The sequence below is a fragment of the Bradyrhizobium sp. 62B genome, from assembly GCF_030272265.2.
GTDB lineage: Bacteria > Pseudomonadota > Alphaproteobacteria > Rhizobiales > Xanthobacteraceae > Bradyrhizobium.
Genome location: NZ_CP092841.2, coordinates 1,792,283 through 1,816,051 on the forward strand (window position 1 = coordinate 1,792,283; position 23,769 = coordinate 1,816,051).

General features: G+C 65.6%; 22 protein-coding genes. 10 read left to right on the plus strand and 12 right to left on the minus strand.

Translation table 11 applies throughout. The features are described 5' to 3' along the window. Positions 1-2: 2 nt before the first annotated feature. The 3 genes from ML401_RS08475 to ML401_RS08485 all read right to left on the minus strand — a co-directional run bounded on the left by ML401_RS08475 (position 3) and on the right by ML401_RS08485 (position 4,704). Positions 3-1,304 (minus strand): lytic murein transglycosylase, encoded by a 1,302-nt coding sequence (locus tag ML401_RS08475; RefSeq protein WP_285811368.1) that lies wholly within the window; start codon positions 1,302-1,304, stop codon positions 3-5. A gap of 119 nt (positions 1,305-1,423) precedes the next feature. Next, positions 1,424-3,361 carry a glycosyltransferase gene (locus tag ML401_RS08480; protein WP_249131492.1) on the minus strand — a complete coding sequence of 646 codons (1,938 nt, stop codon included), beginning with the start codon at positions 3,359-3,361 and terminating at the stop codon, positions 1,424-1,426. Continuing rightward, positions 3,361-4,704, minus strand: coding sequence for an HlyD family secretion protein (locus ML401_RS08485; protein WP_211419491.1), 1,344 nt, complete (start codon positions 4,702-4,704; stop codon positions 3,361-3,363). The genes ML401_RS08480 and ML401_RS08485 overlap by 1 nt, the downstream gene beginning before the upstream one ends. Before the next feature lie 293 nt (positions 4,705-4,997). On the opposite strand from ML401_RS08485, the gene htpX reads away from it, so the two are divergent. Together htpX and ML401_RS08495 are read left to right on the plus strand one after the other, a co-directional pair. After that, positions 4,998-5,933, plus strand: coding sequence for a zinc metalloprotease HtpX (gene htpX / locus ML401_RS08490; RefSeq protein WP_259218815.1), 936 nt, complete (start codon positions 4,998-5,000; stop codon positions 5,931-5,933). 134 nt (positions 5,934-6,067) lie between these two features. Next, positions 6,068-6,709, plus strand: a complete 642-nt coding sequence (locus tag ML401_RS08495; RefSeq protein WP_194406565.1) for a tetratricopeptide repeat protein — start codon at positions 6,068-6,070, stop codon at positions 6,707-6,709. Positions 6,710-6,944: 235 nt separating this feature from the next. Here the strand turns inward: ML401_RS08495 and ML401_RS08500 are convergent, their stop codons facing one another. Further along, positions 6,945-7,301: a hypothetical protein gene (locus ML401_RS08500; protein ID WP_194406566.1), complete on the minus strand. Its 357-nt coding sequence runs from the start codon at positions 7,299-7,301 to the stop codon at positions 6,945-6,947. 163 nt (positions 7,302-7,464) lie between these two features. Continuing rightward, complete coding sequence (locus ML401_RS08505) at positions 7,465-8,265, minus strand: hypothetical protein (protein WP_285811369.1); 801 nt, start codon at positions 8,263-8,265, stop codon at positions 7,465-7,467. Positions 8,266-8,490: 225 nt separating this feature from the next. Between ML401_RS08505 and ML401_RS08510 the strand changes: the two genes are divergently transcribed. Further along, a complete protein-coding gene (locus ML401_RS08510) occupies positions 8,491-8,784 on the plus strand; it encodes an antibiotic biosynthesis monooxygenase (RefSeq protein ID WP_014497428.1) in 294 nt (97 codons plus the stop codon). Positions 8,785-8,965: 181 nt separating this feature from the next. Here the strand turns inward: ML401_RS08510 and ML401_RS08515 are convergent, their stop codons facing one another. Then, positions 8,966-10,411: a short-chain fatty acyl-CoA regulator family protein gene (locus ML401_RS08515; protein ID WP_194406568.1), complete on the minus strand. Its 1,446-nt coding sequence runs from the start codon at positions 10,409-10,411 to the stop codon at positions 8,966-8,968. A 231-nt stretch (positions 10,412-10,642) separates the two neighbouring features. On the opposite strand from ML401_RS08515, the gene ML401_RS08520 reads away from it, so the two are divergent. From ML401_RS08520 to ML401_RS08530, 3 genes are all read left to right on the plus strand, one after another. After that, positions 10,643-12,277: an isocitrate lyase gene (locus ML401_RS08520; RefSeq protein ID WP_194406569.1), complete on the plus strand. Its 1,635-nt coding sequence runs from the start codon at positions 10,643-10,645 to the stop codon at positions 12,275-12,277. 30 nt (positions 12,278-12,307) lie between these two features. Continuing rightward, positions 12,308-12,517: a hypothetical protein gene (locus ML401_RS08525; protein WP_028134831.1), complete on the plus strand. Its 210-nt coding sequence runs from the start codon at positions 12,308-12,310 to the stop codon at positions 12,515-12,517. A gap of 184 nt (positions 12,518-12,701) precedes the next feature. Continuing rightward, on the plus strand, positions 12,702-13,256 hold the full coding sequence (locus ML401_RS08530) for a hypothetical protein (RefSeq protein ID WP_194406570.1): 555 nt from the start codon (positions 12,702-12,704) through the stop codon (positions 13,254-13,256). Between the two features lie 139 nt (positions 13,257-13,395). Here the strand turns inward: ML401_RS08530 and ML401_RS08535 are convergent, their stop codons facing one another. Then, a complete protein-coding gene (locus ML401_RS08535) occupies positions 13,396-14,277 on the minus strand; it encodes a metallophosphoesterase (RefSeq protein WP_285812645.1) in 882 nt (293 codons plus the stop codon). A 122-nt stretch (positions 14,278-14,399) separates the two neighbouring features. Between ML401_RS08535 and ML401_RS08540 the strand changes: the two genes are divergently transcribed. Further along, the gene (locus ML401_RS08540) at positions 14,400-14,891 is read left to right on the plus strand and encodes an NUDIX domain-containing protein (protein ID WP_285811398.1); all 492 of its coding nucleotides are present in this window, start codon (positions 14,400-14,402) and stop codon (positions 14,889-14,891) included. A 38-nt stretch (positions 14,892-14,929) separates the two neighbouring features. Here ML401_RS08540 and ML401_RS08545 read toward each other — a convergent pair whose 3' ends face one another. Both ML401_RS08545 and ML401_RS08550 read right to left on the minus strand, forming a co-directional pair. Further along, on the minus strand, positions 14,930-15,307 hold the full coding sequence (locus ML401_RS08545; protein WP_212065617.1) for a DUF2304 domain-containing protein: 378 nt from the start codon (positions 15,305-15,307) through the stop codon (positions 14,930-14,932). Positions 15,308-15,368: 61 nt separating this feature from the next. Then, positions 15,369-16,133, minus strand: a complete 765-nt coding sequence (locus ML401_RS08550) for a glycosyltransferase family 2 protein (RefSeq protein ID WP_285811400.1) — start codon at positions 16,131-16,133, stop codon at positions 15,369-15,371. A gap of 122 nt (positions 16,134-16,255) precedes the next feature. Between ML401_RS08550 and ML401_RS08555 the strand changes: the two genes are divergently transcribed. Genes ML401_RS08555 through ML401_RS08565 form a run of 3 tightly spaced genes read left to right on the plus strand, consistent with a single transcriptional unit; the run spans position 16,256 to position 18,524 of the window. After that, positions 16,256-17,422 (plus strand): hypothetical protein, encoded by a 1,167-nt coding sequence (locus ML401_RS08555; RefSeq protein WP_285811401.1) that lies wholly within the window; start codon positions 16,256-16,258, stop codon positions 17,420-17,422. Positions 17,423-17,480: 58 nt separating this feature from the next. Then, positions 17,481-17,999 carry a GNAT family N-acetyltransferase gene (locus ML401_RS08560; protein WP_194406574.1) on the plus strand — a complete coding sequence of 173 codons (519 nt, stop codon included), beginning with the start codon at positions 17,481-17,483 and terminating at the stop codon, positions 17,997-17,999. 42 nt (positions 18,000-18,041) lie between these two features. Further along, entirely contained in the window at positions 18,042-18,524 is a 483-nt protein-coding gene (locus ML401_RS08565; RefSeq protein ID WP_285811402.1) for a GNAT family N-acetyltransferase, read from the plus strand. 96 nt (positions 18,525-18,620) lie between these two features. Here ML401_RS08565 and ML401_RS08570 read toward each other — a convergent pair whose 3' ends face one another. From ML401_RS08570 to ML401_RS08580, 3 genes are all read right to left on the minus strand, one after another. Further along, positions 18,621-20,990 carry a TonB-dependent receptor gene (locus tag ML401_RS08570; RefSeq protein ID WP_285811404.1) on the minus strand — a complete coding sequence of 790 codons (2,370 nt, stop codon included), beginning with the start codon at positions 20,988-20,990 and terminating at the stop codon, positions 18,621-18,623. 144 nt (positions 20,991-21,134) lie between these two features. Next, the gene (locus ML401_RS08575) at positions 21,135-21,551 is read right to left on the minus strand and encodes a DUF2946 domain-containing protein (RefSeq protein WP_259218779.1); all 417 of its coding nucleotides are present in this window, start codon (positions 21,549-21,551) and stop codon (positions 21,135-21,137) included. Between the two features lie 153 nt (positions 21,552-21,704). Continuing rightward, complete coding sequence (locus tag ML401_RS08580) at positions 21,705-23,768, minus strand: hypothetical protein (RefSeq protein WP_285811406.1); 2,064 nt, start codon at positions 23,766-23,768, stop codon at positions 21,705-21,707. Position 23,769: the final 1 nt, after the last annotated feature.

Below are 23,769 nucleotides of genomic sequence, written 5' to 3' on the forward strand. Positions count from 1 at the left end.
TTCTACCGCACCACGCCCGCCGGCTGCGCCTGTGCCGTGCTGCCGCTCAGCCGTGCCAGCAGCTCGGCGGTCGGCCAGGAATCCGCGGGCAGGCCGAACTTGATCTGCATCGCCTTCACGGCGGTGCGGCTCTGCTGGCCCATCACGCCGTCGACCTTGCCGACATTGAAGCCGGCACGCACCAGGAGCTGCTGTAATTCCTTGAGCTCGTTGAACGGCAACTGCGGGACCGGTTGGGCCGGCTTGCGCATGGGAGCTGCACCCGCAATGCGCGAGGCGAGATAGCCCGCCGTGGTCGAATAGATCAGCGAGTTATTCCACTCGGTGTAGGCCGCGAAATTCGCATAGGCCATGAAAGCCGGCCCAAAGCGCCCCATCGGCAGCAGCACGGACGCCGGCAGATTGTCGTTCGGCAGGGGACGGCCGTCGGGATAGGTGACGCCGAGCTGCGCCCAGGTCGAGCGCGGCTCCTTTACCGTGAGGTCGGTCTTCTCCCACGGCAGGTTCGGCGGCACCTTGATCTCCTCCAGCCACGGCTCGCCGCGCCGCCACTTCAAGCCGCTGGCGATGTAATTCGCGGTCGAGCCGATCACGTCGGCCGGCGAGCGCAACAGGTCGCGACGCCCGTCGCCGTCATAGTCCACGGCGTAGTTGGCGTAATGCACCGGCAGGAATTGGGTCTGCCCGAGCTCGCCGGCCCAGGAGCCGATCATCTCGTCGGGATGCAGATCGCCGCGGTCGATGATCTTCAGCGCGGCGATGGTCTCGCCCACGAACATCTCGGAGCGGCGGCAGTCATAGGCGAGCGACACCAGCGATTTCAGCGTCGGCAGATTGCCCATGTTCGCGCCGAAGTCACTTTCCAGCCCCCAGAATGCGGCGATCACCGCCGGCGGTACGCCATATTCCTTCTCGGCGCGCGCGAACGCGGCCGCATGTTGCTTGATGTGCTGCTGGCCGTTCTGCATGCGGTAGGGCGCGGCCATGCGTCCGGCGAATTCGGTGAAGAGCTGGCCGAACACGCGCTGGCCGCGGTCGCGGTTGACGATTCCTTGATCGTAGATGAGATAAGGCGAGGCCTCCGCGATCGTCCGCTGCGACACGCCGGCCGCCACCGCCTGGCTCTTCACGTCGGCCAGGAAGCGATCGAAGCTCGCGCCATTATGACAAGAAGCCGCGCGCGGCGAGGGCACGGAGGCTTTTGGCGCGACAGGCCTGGCGGGCGGCTGCTGGAGCTGGGCGGAGGCGCTGGCGGAGCATGCGAGGAGCGCGGCGGCCGCAATCGCAAATCGGATCTGGAGCATAGGGGTTCCGGCGGGGAGGGCAGGCGTGGATTCGCCCGAAGTTTAGGTGAAGTGACGGCTCCAGACCATCCTTTCCATGCCGTGCCGCTTGGCATGCGAGCGAGCCGCTGTCGCGGGGATTAGCCGAATAGCCGCATCAGCAGCGCCTTCCCGACCGGAAGTGCCCTGACGCCCCGATATGCGCGGACATATTCGCCGGCATAAAACGCTCTGATCGCATGCACGCGCGTGTCCATCCCCTCCTCAAACCGCACGGCAAATCCATCCGTGGTGCGTCGGACCACGACGGCCGCGATCGAGCGGCCGTAGATCTTGCATTCGATCGTGCTGCCGGGGAGCGGCGGATCGGGATCGATCAGCCGGGCGCCGGTGATGGAGATGTCGGCGAGCCGCGCCAGATGCGACTTGCCGGCCTGACGTAGGAGGATGGCCTCGTTGCGATCGAAACGCTCCGCCTTGCGCTTGCGCGGCTGCTCGATGCAGACGAAGCAGACCACGGTGAGGATGAGCGCGTTGTAGAGGCTCCAGGCCAGCGCCAGTCCGCCATAGGCGATGTTCTCGCCGCGAAGGTGCAGGATGAAGGCATAGGCGATGGCGGCGAGCGTGATGAGAAGGGCGCAGCCATAGAGCCGCAGCAGCGGCCATTCGACAAATCGCCTGTCGCGGTCGCCGCCCTTCGCAGTCACCTTGAATTTATGCCCTTTCGGCTTCGTCAGACCGGTGGCGACGGCCTTGAGCACCGCGGGCGCGGCGATGAGTTGCGACACGTCCGTCATCATGGCGAGCGAACGGCCGCGCGACAGCCAGGCCATGGTGAGACCGTGCCAGACGTAGAACGGCAGGAAGAAGCGTAGCAGTTCGGTGAGGTTCGCCTGCACGGCTTTGATGCCGAACAGCAGGAACAGCCATGGCACCACGAGCCCGGCCACCTTCGAAACGTAGACTGCCGACCAGCTCATGAAGGCGTCCACAAGGGAGAGTCGGTCGATGAAGGAGAGTTTAGACTCCTGCGAGAGCGGTCCGCTGCGGCCGCGGACGATCTGCATGAAGCCAAGGCACCAACGCGCGCGCTGGGTGATGTATTCCTTCAGCCCCTCCGGCGCGAGCCCGATCGTCAGCCGCTCGTTAAGATAGACCGTGGTGAGGCCGAATTCCTTCAGGCGCAACGTCACAAGATAGTCTTCCGTCACGGACTCGGTTGGAAAGCCGCCGATCTGCACCAGTCCGTCGTATCGAATGAGCGATGAGGTGCCGCAGCAGAAGGCGACGCCCCAGGCGTCCTTTGCCGGCATCAGGATGTCGAAGAAGAACCGCTGCTCGTCCGGCCAGACGTCGGTTGCGGCAAGGTTGGTCTGGATTGGATCGGGATTGATGAAGTGCTGCGGTGTCTGCACCACGCCCACCGAGGCATCGTCCATCAGCGAGACGGTTCGCGCGAGGAAGTCGGGCCGCGGCACGAAGTCGGCGTCGAGGATGGCGATGAAGTCAGGCCGCTCCGATAGCGTGCCGACATGCCTGAGGGCATGGTTGATGTTGCCGGCCTTGGCGTGATGGTTGTCGCGGCGCGTGAGATAGTGACAGTTGAGCTCGCCCGACAGGCGCCGCAGCCACGGCCGGCGGCCGTCGTCGAGCACCCAGACCCGGTAATTGCCGTACTCCATTCCGGTCGCGCCGATGATCGTGCGCTCCAGGATCGATCGCTCCTCGTTGTAGGTGCAGATGAAAACGTCGATCAGCGGCGCGGCGGGATCGGTGGCGCGGCCGTCGATCCTGGCCGATCCGGTACGGTCGAGCGTTCGGCTCAGGAAGAACAGCGACAGCGTGACCGCGACGAGCGAGGCCACTTCCAGCAGCATGAAGGGATAGCCGATTACCGCATCGGCCGTCAGATGCGGCGGCGGAAGGGTTGCCGTGACGCGCCAATGGAGATAGCGGAGCAGGAAAACGAGTGACACGATGGCCAGCAACGAGCGCGCCATCGTGCTGTCGCGCCGCAACAGCGGCACGATCGCCATGAAGGCGCCGAGCGTGATCAGGCCGGGTGTCAGCGCCGCCATCACGACGCGGGCTCATGCCTTGCAAACACGACGCGTCCGGTGCGACCGACGGTGCAGGTGCGCGCGGCGGTATCGCCCAGCGCGACGGTCACGCGATAGGGCTCCTTGCTCAGCGCGTCGGGATTGATGGCGAGGTTGGCGGGCGCGCCGGCGGCACCGGTCAGATTGACGACGGCACCGGAGATCGCCTCGCCGCCGTCGTTCGGCTCGAACGTCGCGCGGTCGCCGAGCTGCAAGCGGTTGTAGACGCTTTCGGTGACGTTGGCGGTGATGACGGCACCGCTGCAATCGAGCACCTTGAGCAGGGGCTGGCCGGCCTGCACGTCCTCCCCCGGTGAGGTCATCATCTCCCAGACGCGGCCCGCGACGGGCGTCGTGATGTTGGCCTCGGAGAGATCGGCGAAGCGAACCTCCTCGACGATGATCTCGTTGCCGAGCCAGGCGATCTCGGTGTCGCCGCGGACAAGATCGGCCTCGAGGTCGCCGGCGCGCTGACGCATCTCCTCCTCGCGTTGCACCGAGCTGGGCCGGTCGTTGTAGCTGTCGCCGAGGAACGAGCCATTCTGTGCGGCGGCAAGCTCGACCTTGGCGGCATCCAGCCGCTTGCGCGCGCCGAGCTCGGTCTGCTGCGACACCGAGAGCTCGCGTGTCAGGCGGGCCAGCTCAACGGTCGAGACGTTGCCGGATTTCGCCAGCGAGGAGGCACGTTCCACTGCGGCGCTCGCCTCGTCCCGCCGCGCGGCCGCTGCTTCGATCGAGGTCTGGATCTCCGCGATACGGGCCTCGAGCTGCAGCACGCGTCCCTCGCGGAATTGCGCGGCCTGCCGCGCCAGATCCTTTTGCGCGGCCTGAGCCAAGGCAAGTTTTGCGGCAAGGCTCGGCCGCTCGTTCTCGAGGCGCGCTTTCTGCCGCCGGAGATCGTCGAGCCGGGTGCGGTCGCCGCGCGAGTTCACGACGCGCAGGACCACGGTTCCGGCATCGAGCCTGGCCTGATCGGTGACGTGCCGGACGGCCGATACGCGCCCGCCAATCGGCGTGCGCAGGGTGACGAGGCGCGAATTCAGCACCGCCTCGACGCTCGAATTCTCCCACAACGCGCGCAGCGGCAGCCAACCGAAAATCGCGATGATGGCAAGTCCGATGACGATCTTGGTGCTGCGCCGCAGGTGGGACCAGCGACGCGGCGCGTCCGGCGCGATCGGCGCTTCGGCTGCGTGGCCGGGCTCGTCGTTGGCGAACATCTGCTCGTACAACGCTTCCTGCAATCCCTTCGCGTCGGTCCTGGTGTCGTGAGGAGAGGGAGCGGATGCGGGATCGACGGAAGCGGGCGAGCGGTCCATCATGGCGGTCACCTTGCTGACGGGGTGCCAACGGAACCGGTCAATGCGCAACCACCGCGTGGTGTGCCGGGCTAACGCGACTTAAGCGAGATTGCGCTTTCCAGATTGCTAAGCGTCCACGCGCGTTTTTGCGCAAATCCCGATCAAGGTTTAGCGAGGCAAGCAAGGCTGCTGCCCCAGTCCTGATGCGAGATGGATCTGCGGCCGGGCGACGCACGACCTTGCGCGATCTGGCGGCATTCATAGTTCTGGAGCGGCGGCCGAAGGTTTGCCCGCGGCCGGCCTAGGAGACGGCCATGAACTATCTTCGTACCGCAATGCTGCTTGCAGGCCTGACTGCCCTGTTCATGGGCGTCGGCTATCTGATCGGCGGTGCCTCGGGCGCCATGATCGCGCTCGTCATTGCTGCGGCGACCAATCTCTTCACCTACTGGAACTCCGACCGCATGGTGCTCTCGATGTACGGCGCCCATGAGGTCGACCGTTCGACCGCGCCGGAGCTGGTCGGGCTCGTCGCCGAGCTCGCCGGTCGGGCCGGCTTGCCGATGCCGCGCGTGTTCCTGATGGACGAGGTGCAGCCCAACGCGTTCGCGACCGGGCGAAACCCGGAGAATGCCGCGGTCGCCGTCACCACGGGTCTGATGCGCCAGCTCAGCCGCGAGGAGCTCGCCGGCGTGATCGCGCACGAGCTCGCCCATATCAAAAATCACGACACGCTGTTGATGACGATCACTGCGACCATCGCCGGCGCGATCTCCATGCTTGCGCAGTTCGGCATGTTCTTCGGCGGCAATCGCGAGAACAACAATGGTCTCGGCATCGTCGGCTCGATCCTGATGATGATCCTCGCTCCGCTCGGTGCCATGCTGGTGCAGATGGCGATCAGCCGTACCCGCGAATACGCCGCGGACAATCTCGGTGCGCGCATCGCGGGACAACCGATGTGGCTGGCCTCCGCGCTGGTCAAGATCGAGGGTGCCGCGCATCAGGTGCCGAATTACGAGGCCGAGCGAAACCCGGCGACCGCGCACATGTTCATCATCAACCCGCTGTCGGGCCATGGCGTGGACAATCTGTTCGCCACCCATCCCTCGACGCAGAACCGCATCGCTGCGCTCCAGCAGCTGGCGGCCGAGCTCGGCACGCGGGGCGCGCCGTCGGTCGGCGCCAACGAGAACTATCCGCCGGCGAGCCCGTGGGGGCGCTCGTCATCACGTGGCCCTTGGGGCTGACGGAGCCGGCCCGGATCGAGGCCGGTTTTGTGACCTGGCGCACACAGGATCGCCTGATCGGGTGCTAACAGGCGCGGGTGATGCTTTCTTCGAAAGGGGATGCGTGGCCGGCCCACCGCCGGTCACCGTCGAAGATGACCAGGTTTGCCATACCATTGCTGATCGTCCTTTGCGTGCTCTTGGGCCTGTCCACGCACATGGTCGTCAATTGCGGCGATGAGGACGATCCCGACATCTGCTCGGCGGTGATCGGCTTCTCGCCGCTGCGCGGCTCGCTGATCGCCTTTGCCTATGAAGGGCGCGGACGGATCGCGCTTCGTCATGGCGACTTCAGGCGGGCGATCGCCGATTTTGACGAGGCGATTCACCTCAATCCCAACCGCGCTGCGCTCTATCGCGACCGCGCGCTCGCGCGCCGCCAGAACGGTGACCTCGAGCTCGCCATCGCCGATTATGACGAGGCGATCGCGCATGATCCCAAGCTCGCTGCGCCCTATCACCAGCGCGGCCTCGCGCTCGCCGCCACTGGCGATCTCGATCGCGCCATCCTGAGCTACAACACGGCGGTCCGCCTCGATCCCAGCAATGCCGAGGCCCGCCTCGACCGGGGCCTCGCGTTCCTCGCCCGCGGCCAGGCCGACGACGCGCGCGCCGATTTCGAGGCGGCGCTGGCGCTGCCATCAGGCAAGGACGGCCGCGCGCGCGAAGCCGCCCGCGCCAAGCTCGCCGAACTCGCGAGCGCCGAGCCGGCGCAGGCGTCCGTGCCGAGGCGATAGAATTCTTGTGGATCTTGCTCTCTGTACCCTCTCCCCCTTTGTGGGAGAGGGTGGCTCGCCGCGTAGCGGCAAGACCGGTGAGGGGTATCTCTCCGCGCGTGAATCTCTTGCGTTGAGTTTGCGGAGGCAACCCCTCATCCGGCGCCATAGCCGAAGCTTTGCTTCGGCGTTCCTCAGAACGGCGGCCCATGGCCGCCTCCTTCTCCCACAAGGGAGAAGGGAAGAATTCCAGCGCTTACTTCGCCTTCTTGGCTTTGGCCTTCTTCGCCTTGGCAGCCTTCTTCGCCGGCTTCTCGTCCTTCGCCTTCTTCTCCACCTTCACCGCAACCGGCGTGCTGGCGGCGATCCGCATCGACCGCGCGTAGCTGTCGGCGACGTTGTCGGCGGACATCTGGAGGCGCTTGGCGGCAGCGGTGGCCTGCTCCAGAGTGGCCTTGGCCATCATCTTGAAGCGCTCGGCGGTCTCCTTGCTCTTGGCCTTGGCCGCAAGGCCGTTGAAGCGATCCCGCCGCTCCTTGGCGCGGGTCATCAGGCCCGTATGCAGCTGTCTGGCCAGTTGCCGGATCACGACATCCAGGTCGGCGTCCGCCATGTTGTTCTATCCTCTTGAAATCAGGTATCGATGCGGGCGGGACTATGCAGATCGGGCCCCGCCTTGGCAATTCCCGGCCGGGTGTCATCCGCAGCTTCTGGCCGGTCAAAACCAAAAAAGCCGCGCATGGCGCGCGGCTTTTCCAATGTTTCGGCGGGGTGCCTTATTTCAGCGAGGCAACCGGACCGTTCGCTGCCGCCGGCTCGGGGTCGAATCCGAACACGCCGACCAGATATTTGTAATAGTCCGGCATCTTCTCCTTGAGCGTCTCGCGCGACTTCGGGTCGTGGAATTCGCTCTTTCCGGCCAGGAAGATGCTGGCGGTCACCGCGAAGAACTCCATGGGATTCTTCATCGCATAGGAGTCCTTGGGCAGCAGGTCCTTGGACTTGGCCAGGGCGTAGTAGGCGATCACGCCCTTGTTGGAATAGCCGTCCGGCAGCAGCCGCGCATGATAGGCGTGAAGCAGCTCGTGCAGCAGCACGGCCTCCTTTTCGTAGCGCATCATGTCCGGGCGCAGCATGATCACGCCGAGCCCCGAATCGACCGCGAGGTCGACGGCGTTCGGATTGGTCCAGCGCTGCTTGTCCGGATCCCACACCGTGAGCGTCCGCGGCGCGGTGCGGCGGATGTCCGGCGTGACCCGGCCGTAGCACGCGGTCGCGGCGCCTTCGTCGAGGCAGGCGAGCTCGCTCGCGACGATCGGCACCGTATGGAAGAAGCGCAGCACGCGCGGCGACAGGCCGGCGCCTTCGACGAGGTCGATCTGCTGCTTCAGATTGTCGGTGAGCTTGTCGACGTCCTTGCGGTCGGAATTCTCCGACAGGTCGAACATGTAGCCGCGGTAGCTCTGGAAGCCCGGCGGCAGCGGCTGTGCTGCATCGGCATCGAGCGATCCGGCATGGGACGGACCGGCGAAGAGCGCGCCGACGATGGTTGCAGTCAGCAGCAACGCAATGCGCATGATGAACCCCCTGATGTCACTTCGCCCGGCACAATAGGTCACCGTTGTTTGCGAAAAGTGAGTGGGGCGAGACTAAGGCACCGATGTTGAGGCGTGCTTAACCGTTGGTTGCAGAACGCCGCAGCGGATTAGGGCAGGGTTAACCAAGCATGGATTGGCGGGGCGCTTCGGCGTAACATCGTTCCGGGCAACAAGCCCTCATCACGAGCCGGAAGGGAGGATGCCATGTATGCCGCCATCCGTCAGGCCAAGGCGAAAAGCGGGAGTGCGGAAGAGCTGGCGCGCCGGATCAAGGACGGCGCCGTTCCGATCATCAGCGACGTCGACGGCTTCCGCGCCTATTACGTCGTCTATGCCGGCGACGACACGGTCACCGCGATCTCGATCTTCGACAAGTTCGAGCAGGCCGAGGAAGCGAACCGGCGCGCGATCGCCTGGATCGAAAAGGATCTCGGCCCGCTGCTGGCGGGGCATGCGAGCGCCGCCGCGGGCCCCGTGATCGTGCATACGCTGGCGTGAGGTGCTGCAGTCTCGTGCCCCGGACGCCGCGCAGCGCCCCCGGCGATGCGAAGCATCGTCCGGTGCGGTGCGCTGCAGAGCCGGGCCCACACGGCGCGGCATGCGTGGCTCGTCGGGTCCCGGCTCTGCGCAGCAGCGTTGCACGCTGCAGCGCGTCCGGGACACGAGACCTGCATCTCCCTCACAACTCCCGCGCATTCGAGAACGCAAAACTCGACACCCGCCGCGTCGTCTCGTCCAGAATCAGCGTGCGCGTGATCGGCGGCTCGGCGCGCTGGGCGCAGTTTTCGCGCTCGCAGAGACGACAATTGACGCCGATCGGCGTGCCCTCGGTCTTCTCGAGGTCCATGCCGGCGGCATAGGTGAGGCGCGCGGCATGGCGGATCTCGCAGCCGAGGCCGATGGCGAAGCGCGGTTGCGGCAGCGGGTGCGGCGCGACCGGGCGGCGCACCATCTGCGCGATCGAGAAATAGCGCGTGCCGTCGGACAGCTCGATCACCTGCTTGAGCAGGCGATCCGGCGTGTCGAAGGTCGAATGCACGTTCCACAGGGGACAGGTGCCGCCGAACTTCGAGAACGGGAAGGTGCCGGACGAGAAGCGCTTGGAGACGTTGCCGGCATTGTCGACGCGCAGCAGGAAGAACGGGATGCCGCGCGCGTTCGGCCGCTGCAAAGTGGTGAGCCGGTGGCAGACCTGCTCGAAGCCGGAATTGAAGCGCTGCGCCAGCACGTGGATGTCGTAGTTCAACGCTTCGGCGGCGGCGAGGAACGCCGGATAGGGCATCATCACCGCCGCCGCAAAGTAATTGCCGAGCGTGATGCGGAACAGGCGGCGCGGCGCGTCGTCGAGCGGTCCGGCACGGCCGATGATGCTCTCCAGGGCCTGCGCGCATTCCCCTAAGCCAAGCTGGAAGGCGAGCTGAAAGGCGCGGCCGGGCGGGTCGACCAGCTCGGAGATCAGGAGCTGGCGGCGGTGGCGATCGAAACGCCGCAGCGTCTCGCGCATCACGTCGACCGGCATGACGCGGGTCTGGATCGAATGCTTTTCCCGCAGCCGGGCGGCCAGCGCCGCATAGAGTCCTTCGGCCGGCACGTTCAGTTCATCTCGCAACGTCTCGGCGGCCTGCTCCAGCTCCGGAAAATAGTTGCGGTTGGCCTCGATCAGCTCGCGCACCCGCTCGACCGGGTTGGCTTCGTAGCGCGTGCCGACGTCGCGGTCGGCCATTTGCGCTGCGGCCAGCGTCTCGCCCTGGCGGGCCTCGGTATAGGCCGCATAGAGCCGCTGCAGCGCATGGGTGACGCCGGGGCAGAGCTCGGCGAGGTCGCGCAGCTCCTGCTTGGGTACGTCGATCTGGCGGAACAGGGGATCGGAGAAGATCTCGTTGAGCTCGGCGAAGAAGCGATCCTCGTCGGCGGTGGCGAGGTCGCGCAGATCGAGGTCATAGGTCTCGGCCAGCCGCAGCAATATCTGCGCTGTCACCGGGCGCTGGTTTCGCTCGATCAAATTGACATAGCTCGGCGAGATCCCGAGCCCCTCGGCAATCTGGGTCTGCGACAGCCCCAATTGCTGCCGGATTCTCCGGAAGCGGGGGCCGACGAAGAGTTTCTTGCCGGAACTGGCGGGCATGTCTCGGATCTCCAGGGTCGTACAAGGACAGGCTTGCTGACCTATTATTTTACAATCTTTACAAAATAACATCTATTACATGTTCTGATGTTACATGACATCACCAATAAAAAACAAGCCATCTATACGAAGTTTCCGTTTTCGCGTTTAGCTTCTGACACGCATATCGCAATGCACTGTCAAGAATGTCGATGGCCCGCCATCGCCATCGCCAGCAAAGGGATTAGGCACATGAACTACCAGCCGCGCGGCATCAGCACCCTCCAGGGCCCGTCCTCGTATCAGGACGAGGTCAAGGCGGCCCAGGCGCTCCTCGAGACCCAGCCCACCTGGAACGGCGTGTCGGCCGAGGCCGTCGCCCGCATGCGCCTGCAGAACCGCTTCAAGACCGGCCTCGACGTCGCCCGCTACACCGCGGCGCTGATGCGGGCCGACATGGCGGCCTATGACAAGGACCCCACCAAATACACCCAGTCGCTGGGCTGCTGGCACGGCTTCATCGCCCAGCAGAAGCTGATCTCGGTCAAGAAGCACTTCGGCGGCAAGACCGATCGCACCTATCTGTACCTCTCCGGCTGGATGATCGCGGCGCTGCGCTCCGAGTTCGGTCCGCTGCCCGACCAGTCGATGCACGAGAAGACCTCGGTGCCGGCGCTGATCGAGGAGCTCTACACCTTCCTGCGTCAGGCGGACTCCCGTGAGCTCAACGACATCTTCCGCCTGCTCGACAAGGCGCGCAAGGAAGGTGACACGACCCGTGAGAAGGAGCTGATCGCGAAGATCGACAACTTCCAGACCCACGTCGTGCCCGTCATCGCCGACATCGATGCCGGCTTCGGCAACGCGGAAGCGACCTATCTGCTCGCCAAGAAGATGATCGAGGCGGGCGCCTGCGCGCTGCAGATCGAGAACCAGGTCTCGGACGAGAAGCAGTGCGGCCATCAGGACGGCAAGGTCACCGTGCCGCACGAGGTCTTCCTGGCGAAGATCCGCGCCTGCCGCCACGCCTTCCTCGAGCTCGGCGTCGAAGACGGCATCGTCGTGACCCGCACCGACTCGCTCGGCGCCGGCCTGACGCAGCAGATCGCCGTCAGCCACAAGCCCGGCGACCTCGGCGACCAGTACAACAGCTTCCTCGATTGCGAGGAGATCACTGCGGAGAACGCTCGCAACGGCGACGTCATCATCAACCGCGACGGCAAGATGATGCGTCCGAAGCGCCTGCCTTCGAACCTCTACCAGTTCCGTCCCGGCACCGGTGCGGACCGCTGCGTGCTCGACTGCATCACCTCGCTGCAGAACGGCGCCGACCTGCTCTGGATCGAGACCGAGAAGCCGCATATCGAGCAGATCGCCAGCATGGTCGATCGCATCCGCAAGGTGGTGCCGAACGCGAAGCTTGCCTACAACAACTCGCCGTCGTTCAACTGGACGCTCAATTTCCGTTGGCAGGTCTACGACGCGATGAAGGAAGCGGGTCAGGACGTCAGCAAGTACAACCGTGCCGAGCTGATGAAGGCGGAGTACGACGATACGCCGCTGGGCAAGGAAGCCGACGAGCGCATCCGTACCTTCCAGGCGGATTCGGCCAAGCGCGCCGGCATCTTCCACCACCTAATCACGTTGCCGACCTATCACACGGCGGCGCTCTCGACCGACAATCTCGCTCGCGAGTATTTCGGCGAGCAGGGCATGCTGGGCTACGTCAAGAACGTCCAGCGCGCCGAGATCCGTCAGGGCATCGCCTGCGTGAAGCACCAGAACATGGCCGGCTCCGACATCGGCGACGACCACAAGGAGTACTTCGCCGGCGAGGCTGCCCTGAAGGCGGGCGGCGCCCACAACACGATGAACCAGTTCGGCTAACGCAGCACGCTATTGGACAGGAGACTGACAATGACCAAAGGCAGCAATTTCTGGGTGATCGGCGGCGAGTTCGGCTCGATGAACTTCCACAAGCTCGTGGAGGGCTCCGCCCAGGTCAAGGGTCCGTTCAAGACCCGCAAGGAAGCGGAGGACTGCTGGAAGGAAGTCTCGGAAGAGAGCCGCCACAAGGCCGGCGTCCGCTTCTCGATCGTGGAAGAGCCCTCGCGGGTCTCGGCCTGATCGCCCTCACTTAAGAAGACGTCCAAGGACGGATGGTCCCATCCAGGCTCTGCCTGGGTGGGATCGTCTGTTTTTGGCACAGGTGAGCCGGCTGTGGGCGCCGTAAGTATCTGGAATTGTGGGCCTTTGCTGAGGGTGTGGTTGCTGATAGGTTAATAGGGATAAGTCGAGGACGAGGCCGACCATGTCAGAGCCCGAGACCAGCGGGACCCCTCCCGGCCAGCCGCGCCCGGTGCGGCTGCGCGATGCGCTGCTGCGTGCGCGGATCGAGGCCGCGGACCGGACCGGCGTCGTCGTCGATCTCAGGGACGCCGAGGTGGCGCGGCTCGAAATCCTCAATGATGCGCTCGACCCGCTGTTCGCACAGGTGCCCGACCAGATCGACCTGTTCGACCGCGGCGTCAGCCAGGGCGACACGCCGCGGCTGTGGATCGACGTCGTCGCCCACATCGTGATGGGACGAGACAAGCGGATGTACCGCTTCGTGCAGGACACCCGCTTCGGCCGCATCGTGCTCGCCGAATCGCACGACACCGGGGCAATCGTCGAGGCCGTCACCGACTATGTCGCGCGCCGCATGGTCGAGCGCGAGCGGGCCATGGTGGTCCCGCCCGAACCCATGCCGGTGGCCGAGCCGCCGCCGCGTCGCTCGCGCCTCTGGCCGTTCGTGTTCGGATTCGTGCTCGGCGCCGCCGCGCTGTTCGGGCTTGCCGTAGTGGCGGCGTTGCGGAGCTGGTGAATTTTCTTCACGTCATTCCGGGGCGCGCGAAGCGCGAACCCAGAATCCATTCATCGCCACGCACTGCGGCCCGATGGATTCTCAGGTGCGCAATTGAGCACAGTAGCTCATGCTGCGCCTGCGCCGGGATGATAGCGAGCTAGATCAGCCTCACATGCTTGATCTGCCCGACCTGAAAACCGGCCCCAAGCCCGCGCACCGTCTGCTCGCAGCGCCAGCCGGCATTGTCCTTCTCGATTCTGAGCAGATTATACGCCGCCGCCGGGTAGCGCCCGTGCGCGAGCGCGGAGGCTGAGGGCACGCCGAGCGCGGGAATGTTGCCGTTGGGGCCTTCGAACCACATCGTCGAATGAATGTGGTCGTGCCCGTGCAGGATCAGCTCGACGCCGTGGCGCTTGAGCAGCGCCAGCAGCGCGGCTGCGTCCGTCATCCGCTTCTGGCGCGCGTCGGATTTCAGCGGATGATGCACCAGCAGCACGCGAAAGACGTCCTCGGCCGCGAGGCGATCGAGCAGCGCTTCGAGGGCTGCAAGCTGATTGCGTCCGAGCGTGCCCGTTGCCATCAGCGGCAGCGTCGGCACCGCCGTGGACAGGCTGATCAGCGCGAGCGGCCCACGCCGGCGCACCGAGGGAAAGCCGATGCGGCCGTCGTCGCCCGAGAGATAGGGGGCGAAGGTCTCGCCGAAGCGGTGGAAGGTCGCGCGCACATAGGCGTCGTGATTGCCGGGAATCGTCGTGACGCGGTCGGGCGGGCCGACCTCGTCGAGCCAGGCGCGAGCCGGCGCGAACTCGGCTTCGAGCGCGAGGTTGACGAGGTCGCCGGTCACTGCGATGTGGTCGGGTGCCTGCGCCTTCATGTCGGCGACCAGCGCGTCGAGCACCTCGCGGCGCTGGTACTTGTGGCGGTTGCGCGTCCAGTTGACGTAGCCGAACGCGCGCTTGCCCGCGAGCTCGATCAGCCGCGGTTTCGGCAGGGGCGCCAGATGCGGATCGGACAGATGGGCGAGCGTGAAGGGAGCCATCGTGTTGGGAGACATCGTGTTGGGAGCCATGGGGCGCGATTGCCTCGCTATTGCTCCGCTGTAATGGCAAGGTCGCAAGGAACGCGCAAGCAGAGCCTGAACCGCGGCGTCGAGGAAGCCTGATGGGAGAACGTCTGAACCGTGTCCGACGGAAAGCCGAGCCGCTGCTGCGGCGATTCTTCCACGCCTATTTCCTGATCGTCCGCGGCATGACGCTCGGCGTCCGCGCCGTGGTGCTGGATGCCGAGAACCGTGTGTTCCTGGTCCGGCACAGCTATGTCAGCGGCTGGCATTTGCCGGGCGGCGGCGTCGATCTCGGCGAGACCATGGAACAGGCGATGCGGCGCGAGCTCAAGGAGGAGGGCGAAATCGACCTCACCGGTGCTGCCGAGCTGCATGGCATCTTCCTCAACAGCCACGTCTCCCGCCGCGATCACGTCGCAGTCTATGTGGTCAGGCATTTCCGGCAGGACCGCGTCCCCGAGCCCAATCGCGAGATCGTCGAATGCGGGTTCTTCCCGATCAATGCGCTGCCCGAGGGGACCACGGTCGGCACGCGGCTGCGCATTGCGGAAGTGCTGGATGGCAAGCCCCTGATTGCGACGTGGCGGTAAGGTGATCTGGCGGTGAGGTGATCTGGCGGGCGAACGATTCAACCGTCGGACCGGCCGCTCTTTTTTGCCTGCAGCTCCAGCGCAAGCAGGCTCTGCTCCTGAATCAGCGCGCAGTTCTGCCGTTCCAGCCTGTGCAGCCGCGCCGTCATGTTGTGCATGAATGCGAAGACCACCAGGAACAGGGCGCCGAACATCACCACGAATGGAAATACGACGCCGGTCAAATGGCTGACGAGATAGGCGATGCTCGGAAACAAGGCGAACGCCGCCGGGATGATCGCCACCATGGACAGCATCAGGAAATCGTAGAGATCCAATCTGCCTCGCAGCGTCTTCTTCAGCAGCATCAGCATGTAGATCAGTGCGAAGACGGAGATGACGATGACCGTCTCTGTGCTGGGAAGAACGTTTGTCATCGCGGTCCCCTCGGGATGGTCGACGAGCTGGTGAAGTGGCAGGACGATGTGGAACAGCGCGTCATGGCGATCTCACCAGGCGCGCGAGCAGGATGTAGCCGAGGACGCGGATCATGTAGCTCGCCGATTTCAGCCCGTCGATCGAGCTGACGCCGGTTTCGCGCGCCCGCATCTCGACCGGGACCTCGTTGACCGTGAGGCCGGCGCGCATCGCCCAGGCCAGTGAGATCGGCTCGGGGAAATCCGCAGGATAGGCCTTCGCGAAGAAGGCGATGGCGGAGCGGTCGAGCAGCCGCATGCCGCTGGTCGGATCGGTGATGCGTCCGCCGGAGAACAGGCTGTTGAGCGCCAGCACGATCAGCTTGATGCCCGCGCGCCGCATGCGCGTCGAGCAGAAGCCGGCATTGTCGATGAAGCGGCTTCCGATGGTGATGTTGGCGGGGTCTTTGCGATAGGCGTTCAGCAGCGTCTCGATGGCGCGCGGATCGTGCTGGCCGTCGCCGTCGATCTGGATGCAGAAATCGAAATCCTGACGCGCCGCGTATTTGATGCCGGTCTGCACTGCGCCGCCGATGCCGAGATTGTGCGCGAGACGGGCGACCGGTGAGCGGCAAGCTGCGACCGCGCTGGTTGCGTCGGACGAGCCGTCGTCGACGACCAGGGTGTGATAGCGGCGGCCGGTCGCGGCGATCTCTCCGAGGAGATTTCCGATCGAGGCTTCTTCGTTGAAGCAGGGGATGACGAGCAGGACGCGCGGTGCGGCGGCACCGTCGTGGCACGCGTCGGTTGAATTCGATGCCGCACCCGAATCCAAGCCCATATCCATGCCCAACTCGGCCACGTCAGCCTCACCTCCTAGATCCCCCACCTTGCTATACTTGCCGATGCTTTTCCTGTACAGGCGGCCTGCCTTTTCCCCAGCTGCGCCGGGCCGCCCGGCAGACCTCCATGAGAGCTGCAAAAGTCCTTGTCTCGATTTTGTTTCTGGCAATTCTGGCCAGCAATATTCGCTTGATCTCGCATTGGAGCGAGAGCCGCGGCGTCTATGACGACATCTGCTATCTCAGGCAGGCGCATCTGTTCCAGCGCTTCGGATGGCACGGGCTCGACACCAGTCTCGCCCGCGAAACCGACGGTTATCTCGCCAGCAAATTGCGCAGTATCGGTTATCCGGACTGGAACGATCGGACCCGGGCGCCGTGCCACACGCTGACGGCCGACGGCAGCAAGAGCGTGATGACGCCGCCGCCCGGCACCGGGTTCGTGCTGGCGCTGTTCCCGGAAGGGTTCCAGGTCGTTCCGCTCTACGTGCTGGCGAATTCGATCGTCGTAGCTCTTGCGCTTTACGGCGTGTGGCGGGCGCGCGAGAGGGGCGCGTTGACGCTTGCCGCATTGTTCGGCGCGCTCTCGATCTATTTCATGATCAATCCGACCAAGGCGAGCTATTCGATGGCGCCGACGATGGTCGTCTGTGCATTGACGGGCCTGCTCACGGCGAGGCTGTTCGTCGAAGAGGGCCGGCGCCGGCTGCTGATGATCGCAGCCATCGGCATTCTGCTCGGCCTGTCCGCGAGCTTCAGGATTGCAAACGTCGTTCTGTCCGCGGGCTATTTCCTGTCCTTCGGATTGTCCTTCCTGATCTGGCGCAGCCGCGAGACCTTTGCGGCAGGGCTCGCATTGGGCCTCGCGTTCCTGGTGGGGCTGTTGCCGGTGTTCGCGGCGAACCTCGTCAATTCGGGCCATCCCCTGGTCTCGGCCTATGGCGGTCAGGATACCGCGCCGCCGCGCCTCGATCCCGAAGTGCTGCTGGCCTATTTCCGCGACACGCAGTTTCCGCTGATCGTGATCGCCTGCGCGTCGACCGTGCTGTTGTGGCGCTTCGCGGGCCATCCCGGCGTCAGGAAGCTCGCGCTGCTGGTTGCCGGCAATCTCGTGCTGAACCTGGCTTTCTTTGCCACGCATCCGGTCTTCACGCCGTACTATGTCATTCCGATCCTGATGCAGTCGCTCTGGACGCTGCTGTTCGCGGCCGTCCTCACCCGCGGCCCGGTTCGGGGGTCCATCGCCCACGAGGCCGATGGACCGCGGCCCGCCGAGATGTTATCCCGCTTGTGACATTGACGCGTTTTCCGAACGCGAATTGGGACTTCTTCGCTCGAAGACGCATGCCGACATGACCGATCTCTCACTGACCATCCTTCCCGAAGCTGCCGGCGACGCCCAGGCGATCGAACGGCTCCACGAACGTACGTTCGGCCCCGGCCGCTTCGTGCTCAGCGCCTATCGGATCCGCGAGCACGTCGATCATCTGCTCGAATTGTCGTTCACCGCCCGCATCGGCACGCTGCTGGTCGGCTCGGTCAGGCAGCTGCCGGTGCTGGTCGGCGAGACGCCGGCCTTGCTGCTCGGGCCGCTCACCGTCGAGCCGCCATTCCGCGATCGCGGTATCGGCCGGCAGTTGATGGAGCGCGCGCTGAAGGACGCGAAGGCCAAGGGCCATTCCATCGTGCTGCTGGTCGGCGACGAGCCATATTACAGCCGCGTCGGCTTCAAGCAGGTCCCCAAGGGCCGCGTCACCATGCCGGGCCCGGTCGATGCCGCCCGCATCCTGGTGTTCGAGCTCGTCGACGGCGCCTTCGAGGGCGTGTCGGGCCCGGTCGGCCCGGACTGGAGCAAGGCGCGGGCAGGGTAGGGATATAGCTCGGGGCTACGACGATCTCTTGGAGCCACCACTATGCAGGTGCGTCCCGCCGACCCCGCCGAGATCGATCACCTCGCGCAGGTGTGGCACGACACCTGGCACGGCTCGCACGCCTTGCTCGCACCGCCTGATCTTGTCCGCCTCCGCACGTTGCCGAACTTTCGTGATCGGCTCGCAGCCATGCTCGACACCATCAATGTCGTGGGCCCGGTCGGCGCGCCCTCGGGCTTCTGCGCGATCAAGTCTGACGAATTGTATCAGCTCTTCGTGTCGCAGGCTGCCCACGGGACGGGGGTGGCTGCCGCACTGATCGCGGACGCCGAGAAACGCCTCGCGGCGCGGGGTGTCGAACTGGCGTGGCTCGCATGCGCGGTCGGCAACATGCGTGCCGCGCGATTCTACGAAAAGAGCGGCTGGGACAACGTCGGCACCTTCGTCATGATGTCGGAGACGTCGATTGGGCCTTTTCCCGTCGATCAATGGCGTTTCGAGAAGCGGCTCGCGCGCTCGGCGTGAGTCCGCAGCCCCGATTTCACTGCGCTCCATCCGGGCTACAGCCCACCGCTGAACGGGCGTATGTCGGGGCCCTAAAGGCCCCGACCGCATTCCGCCTCAGAACTTGAAGTTCGCGAATGCCCGCACCCCGATGCCGGGCATCAAGACCTCGTCCTTGTTGTAGGACACAGAGTTGCGGATGTTCTCGTTGAGGAGATTGTTGCCGACGATGCCGGCCATCATCTCGCGTGCGCCGAACCAGTTGCGGTCGAGCTTGGTCTTGTAGCTGACTTCGGCCTTCAGCAGATTGTAGCCCGCCGTCGGCGTCTCCGCGATCACCGCGACGTTGTTCTGCGCGAAGGCGTGCAGCAGGTTCACGCGCATCAGCCAGTTGTCGTCGCGCCAGAACACGCCGCCGCCCATGCGCATCGGGGGAATGCGCGGCACGTTGGTGCCATCGCTGAACGTGGCACGGACGAAATCGAACTGGTTCTCGATGCCCCAGATGCCGCCCTGGAAGGCGCCGACGTCGAGCTGCGACTGGAATTCGCCGCCGCGGAAGTTCGCGTTGCGCTGTGAGTAGACCGCCTGGTTCAGCTCGGCGCCCGGGGTGCCGCAGGATGCGAAGTCGTCGTCGCAGGATACGCCGGTGAGGCGGCGATAGATGAAATTGTCGAAATGCGTGTAGTAGACGGTCGCCTCGAAGCGGAACGGCCCCGTTGCCCTGCGCACGCCGAGCTCGACCGATTTCGCCGTCTCGATGGTGAGATTGGGATTGCCGATGTCGAACGTCGCGGTCGCGTCGTGCCCACCGCGCGAGAACAATTCGGCCGCCTTCGGCGCGCGCTCGACATATTGCGCGGTGATGCTGCCGACCATGCCGCCCGGCAGGTCCTGCAACAGCCCAATGCTGCCGCTCTTCGGCGTGAACGATGGATTGCGCGCGATCGCCGCCTGCGGCGCGCCGTCGGGAAGGTAATCCGCCGGGAAACCCGGCGTCGTGCCGTGCAGCTCGACATGCTCGATGCGGCCGGCGATCTGCGCCCGCGTCGCAGCCGTGAACTTGAACTCGTTGAAGGCGTAACCGGCAACACGCGTGCTGTTGTTGGGGTCCCACAGGCCGTTGAACAACGTGCCGGGATTGTCCGGGCTCGGCGCGCTCAATTCCTGATGCCCGACCTGGAAGCCGAACGCGGTCGTCACCTCGGCGAAGCGCGCGTTGAACGGCACCAGCTGCACCTCGGTGCGGATCTCCTGCTCCTTGTTGGTGAAAGTCTGGCGGATGCCGTCGCTGTTGAGATCGGCGGGATCGGCAAGGCCGATCTCGTTGTGCCGATAGTCGGTCGCGCCGGCCCAGAAGCGGACCGTGTCGATCGCGGCCGCATCGGGATGGTACTCGCCCTTGACGTTGATCTTGGTCTGGTGGCCGTCGATCCGCGTGTGGTGGTCGGCGCCGTCGATGCCGGGGATGTGGTAGAGCGAGTCGTTCTGCGTGATCGACGCGCCGATATAGCCGCCCTGGAAGAAATAGGAGCCGCCGATCGAGGCGCCGTCCGAACGCGTCGCCGAGTTCGGCTGGCGGCCATTCACGGGGCGCGACTGGTCGTTCAGATAAGGATAGCCCGGAATGGAATAGTCCGAGGTCGTGCGGCCATAGGCATCGGCGTGGAACGCGAAATTGCCGCCGCCGGTGTCGAGCAGCACGCCGCTTTCGACGCCGCGGTCGACCGAAGAGAACGCGGTGCGCGTCTCGGCGGTGACGCAAGGCGAGGTCGAGGCGCTTGCGAGCGGGGCCTTGGTCGGCAGGCCGTAAGCCTGGAATGACGGCGCGCAGGATGGCACCGCATCTGGAATCCGGTTGTTGGTGGCGCTGACGACGCCGCCGATCGAGGTCGAGCCGTAGCGCAGCGCGGCGGGTCCGCGCACCACTTCGATCTGGTTGGTGGCGAGCGGATCGATCGGGACGAAATGATCCTCGCCGAGATCGGATGCGCCGCTCGAATTGGTGCCGTTTTCGACGATGCCGACCCGGTTGACGTCGAGCCCGCGGATGATCGGCCGGCTGGAGGCGCCGGGCGCGAAGCTCGATCCGGTGATGCCGGGCTTGGAGAACAGGAGATCGCCGAGCTGGCCGCCGCCCTCGCGGCGGATCTCCTCGTTCGGCACCACCGTGACCGTCGCGAACTGGTTGGTCACGACAGGCAGCACGCCCTGCTGGGGTATGGCGGGCGCGGCCGTTGCCGGCGTTGCTTCCGCCGCCTGCTCGCGGTTGCGCACCCGTGCCGTTCTCGTACCGCGGCCGGGATTGCGGGACGGCACCACCGCTCTGCGCACGATCGGGCTAGGGGCCGTCACGGTGACAGCGGGGATCTCGGTCGACGATTTGTCTTGCGGAGGCGTTTGGGCGAAAGCGGGCGTGGCTGCGGCACCGAGCAAGAGCAGGCTTGCTCCACCAAGACGCTGCGCGCGTCGCGATTGAAATGACATGTCCTGATTCCAGTCAGGCGCCGTCCGCATGATTGTCTGCTGATCGGAGGCGGCCTGCCGTCGCGGGGCGACGGAATTCGACTTCAACGGATCCCGGGCATGCGCCGATTGGCGGCGAGCCCAGGCATGATCAAGCGTTGGAGATCAGGACGCGGGAGGCGCGCGCGGCTGGAACGCCGTGCCGGCCGATTTCAGGTGGAGAAATTCGGCATCGGTGGTGCGGTAGAGCAGGTCGATCGCCTGCGGCAGTTGCAGCAAGGGCGGTGTCGCGAACAGGATGGTGCCCGCCATCGCGACGACGGCGCAGATCGCGCAATTGTCGTCAGCCGGATGGTCGCGATCGGGGCCTGAGGGCGATGGCTTGTGAACCGCGGTGCGGTCGGCCGAAGCCTGGTCTTTGGCACTGTCTTTGCCGCCGTCGGTCTGCTGCAGCGTGGCCTGGGCAAGCGGTGCAGCCTGCGCGAACCAATGGCTGTGGCCGAACGTCAGCGCGAACTGCACCAGCATCGCGAACAACGCGAGCCGGGCGCCGTGCCTGATATTCGACCGGAACCACTTCATCGGAACAAGCTACCCCCACATCGCAAGGCGCCAGATCCGAGGGCGTCGCGATGTTATAATGTAACATCACTCGACCCATGAGTAGATGTCAACGGCCCTCGAACCAGCCAGCGAGGGGTGGCGGGCCGATGTGGCGTTCGAGCAACGGAGCGCTCAGCGCCCCTCGCGCACCCACGTCGCCGCGAACGCGCCGAGCAGCAGCAGAAGTCCGATCAGGCCGGCAAAGATCGGCAGCACGCCGACGCCCTTCACCACGCTGGCATCGCGCATCCGCACGCCCATCCAGCCGTCACCCGCAAAGACGCTGGCCGAACGCACCGGGAGGATGCGCGGCAGCTCGACGCTGGCGCTGCTTGCCACGCGCACGGCGTTGCCGCCGGTCGCCTGGGTCAGAGGCTTCAGGGTATCGACCGTCGATGTGACTTCCGAAAACTCCTTCGGATTGGTCGGGCCGACATTGATCAGTGCCTTCAGCGTGCCGTCGGTGGCCTGCCACAGGCCGAGCTCGCTCGCGGGAAGGCTGGCACGCCATTCGCCGGGCTCACCCGGGTTCAGCGTCAGATCCTGCGACACGCCCGACGGCGAGGTCACGCTCACCGGCTGGACGCTGTCCGCCATGGTCTGGCGCACCACGACGAGGTCCTTGCCCTGCACCTGCAGACGCAGCGCCTCCTCGTCCAGATCGGGCTGCTTCATCAGCCAGTGCGACATCCGCCTGAGCAGGTCGAGATGCGGGCCGCCGCCCTCATAGCCGCGCGCCCACAGCCAGATGTGGTCGGAGAGCAGCAGCGCGACGCGGCCGTCGCCGAAGCGCGACAGGAACAGCAGCGGCTTGCCGTCGGCGCCCGTCATGACAGGCGGGTTGACGGAATTGCGGGTGTCTACCGTCCTGAAGAAACGGCTCCAGCGTGGCGGCTCGCTGGCGGAGCCCTCGAGAGCGCGCGTCACGGGATGGCGTTTGCCGATGTCGGACAGATGCGCATAGAACGGCTTTTCCGTCACCCCGACCGGTTCGGCCGGCAGCACCGTATCCAGCGGCGTGCGCCAGATGCTGGTATTGGAGGCGTAATCGGGTCCGGCCGAGACCAGCACCGCGCCGCCCGAGCGGACATAGCGCGCGATGTTGTCGAAATAGGCGATCGGCAGCACGCCCTGGCGCGCGTAGCGGTCGAAGATGATCAGCTGGAATTCGTTGATCTTCTGCTGGAACAATTCGCGGGTCGGAAACGCGATCAGCGACAATTCGTTGATCGGCGTGCCGTCCTGTTTCTCCGGCGGACGCAGAATGGTGAAGTGCACGAGGTCGACGCTGGCGTCGGATTTCAGGAGGTTCCGCCAGGTGCGCTCGCCGGAATGCGGCTCGCCCGAGACCAGCAGCACCCGCAGCTTGTCGCGCACGCCGTCAATGGCGACGACGGCGCGGTTGTTCACCGGCGTCAATTCGCGCTCGAGCGGGGAGGCTTCGATCTCGACGATGTTCGGGCCGGCATGCTTGATGTCGACGTCGACGCTCGCGGCCTGGCCGCTCGACAGCGTGCGCTCGTTGATGACCTCGCCGTCTCTGCGGATCGTGACCCTGGCGCGTTCGCCGGTGACGCCCTGGTCGTCGAGGCGGTAGCTGATGGTCTGCGTCTGCCCGACGATGCCGAAGCGCGGCGCGGCCGTGATCGCGATGCGGCGGTCGCGCTCGTCCTTCTGGCCGGTGATCAGCGCGTGTACCGGCGCCTGGAAGCCGAGCGCGCCGGCGTTCGCGGGAATGTCGTGGACGCGGCCGTCGGTGATCAGGAACGCGCCGGCGACGCGGTCGACCGGCACGTCGGACAGGGCCGAGGCGAGGGCGCCGAACAGTTTTGTGCCGTCGGTCTCGCCGTCAGCCTGTCCGGCCTCGACGACGCGCACTTCCAGCCCCTTGATCTTCTTCAGGTTGTCGACCAGCGCTTCCTGCGCCTGCGCGGCTTCACGATTGCGGCTGCCGAAATTCTGGCTCGGACTCTTGTCGACGACGACAGCGGCGACCGAGGTGAGGGGTTCGCGGTCCTCGCGGGTGAAGGAGGGATTGGCGAGCGCGAGCAGGAACAGCGCCAGCGCGGCCACGCGCACGGCGGCGCCGCGCGCGCGCGCAACCAGCAGCACGAGCGCGATGACGACGATCGCGGCGAGCGCGAGCCACAGCACGATCGTGGGGACCAGCGGCGTGAAGGCGATGCCGTAGTTCATG

What these genes read in the sequence shown, in the direction of transcription:
- ML401_RS08575 (WP_259218779.1), bottom strand. Translation starts at nt 21,551, where the DNA reads ATGAAGTGGTTCCGGTCGAATATCAGGCACGGCGCCCGGCTCGCGTTG.
- ML401_RS08485 (WP_211419491.1), bottom strand. Translation starts at nt 4,704, where the DNA reads ATGATGGACCGCTCGCCCGCTTCCGTCGATCCCGCATCCGCTCCCTCT.
- ML401_RS08475 (WP_285811368.1), bottom strand. Translation starts at nt 1,304, where the DNA reads ATGCTCCAGATCCGATTTGCGATTGCGGCCGCCGCGCTCCTCGCATGC.
- ML401_RS08580 (WP_285811406.1), bottom strand. Translation starts at nt 23,768, where the DNA reads ATGAACTACGGCATCGCCTTCACGCCGCTGGTCCCCACGATCGTGCTG.
- ML401_RS08550 (WP_285811400.1), bottom strand. Translation starts at nt 16,133, where the DNA reads ATGGATATGGGCTTGGATTCGGGTGCGGCATCGAATTCAACCGACGCG.
- htpX (WP_259218815.1), top strand. Translation starts at nt 4,998, where the DNA reads ATGAACTATCTTCGTACCGCAATGCTGCTTGCAGGCCTGACTGCCCTG.
- ML401_RS08545 (WP_212065617.1), bottom strand. Translation starts at nt 15,307, where the DNA reads ATGACAAACGTTCTTCCCAGCACAGAGACGGTCATCGTCATCTCCGTC.
- ML401_RS08530 (WP_194406570.1), top strand. Translation starts at nt 12,702, where the DNA reads ATGTCAGAGCCCGAGACCAGCGGGACCCCTCCCGGCCAGCCGCGCCCG.
- ML401_RS08520 (WP_194406569.1), top strand. Translation starts at nt 10,643, where the DNA reads ATGAACTACCAGCCGCGCGGCATCAGCACCCTCCAGGGCCCGTCCTCG.
- ML401_RS08555 (WP_285811401.1), top strand. Translation starts at nt 16,256, where the DNA reads ATGAGAGCTGCAAAAGTCCTTGTCTCGATTTTGTTTCTGGCAATTCTG.
- ML401_RS08505 (WP_285811369.1), bottom strand. Translation starts at nt 8,265, where the DNA reads ATGCGCATTGCGTTGCTGCTGACTGCAACCATCGTCGGCGCGCTCTTC.
- ML401_RS08540 (WP_285811398.1), top strand. Translation starts at nt 14,400, where the DNA reads ATGGGAGAACGTCTGAACCGTGTCCGACGGAAAGCCGAGCCGCTGCTG.
- ML401_RS08560 (WP_194406574.1), top strand. Translation starts at nt 17,481, where the DNA reads ATGACCGATCTCTCACTGACCATCCTTCCCGAAGCTGCCGGCGACGCC.
- ML401_RS08510 (WP_014497428.1), top strand. Translation starts at nt 8,491, where the DNA reads ATGTATGCCGCCATCCGTCAGGCCAAGGCGAAAAGCGGGAGTGCGGAA.
- ML401_RS08515 (WP_194406568.1), bottom strand. Translation starts at nt 10,411, where the DNA reads ATGCCCGCCAGTTCCGGCAAGAAACTCTTCGTCGGCCCCCGCTTCCGG.
- ML401_RS08535 (WP_285812645.1), bottom strand. Translation starts at nt 14,277, where the DNA reads ATGGCTCCCTTCACGCTCGCCCATCTGTCCGATCCGCATCTGGCGCCC.
- ML401_RS08495 (WP_194406565.1), top strand. Translation starts at nt 6,068, where the DNA reads ATGACCAGGTTTGCCATACCATTGCTGATCGTCCTTTGCGTGCTCTTG.
- ML401_RS08480 (WP_249131492.1), bottom strand. Translation starts at nt 3,361, where the DNA reads ATGGCGGCGCTGACACCCGGCCTGATCACGCTCGGCGCCTTCATGGCG.
- ML401_RS08500 (WP_194406566.1), bottom strand. Translation starts at nt 7,301, where the DNA reads ATGGCGGACGCCGACCTGGATGTCGTGATCCGGCAACTGGCCAGACAG.
- ML401_RS08565 (WP_285811402.1), top strand. Translation starts at nt 18,042, where the DNA reads ATGCAGGTGCGTCCCGCCGACCCCGCCGAGATCGATCACCTCGCGCAG.
- ML401_RS08525 (WP_028134831.1), top strand. Translation starts at nt 12,308, where the DNA reads ATGACCAAAGGCAGCAATTTCTGGGTGATCGGCGGCGAGTTCGGCTCG.
- ML401_RS08570 (WP_285811404.1), bottom strand. Translation starts at nt 20,990, where the DNA reads ATGTCATTTCAATCGCGACGCGCGCAGCGTCTTGGTGGAGCAAGCCTG.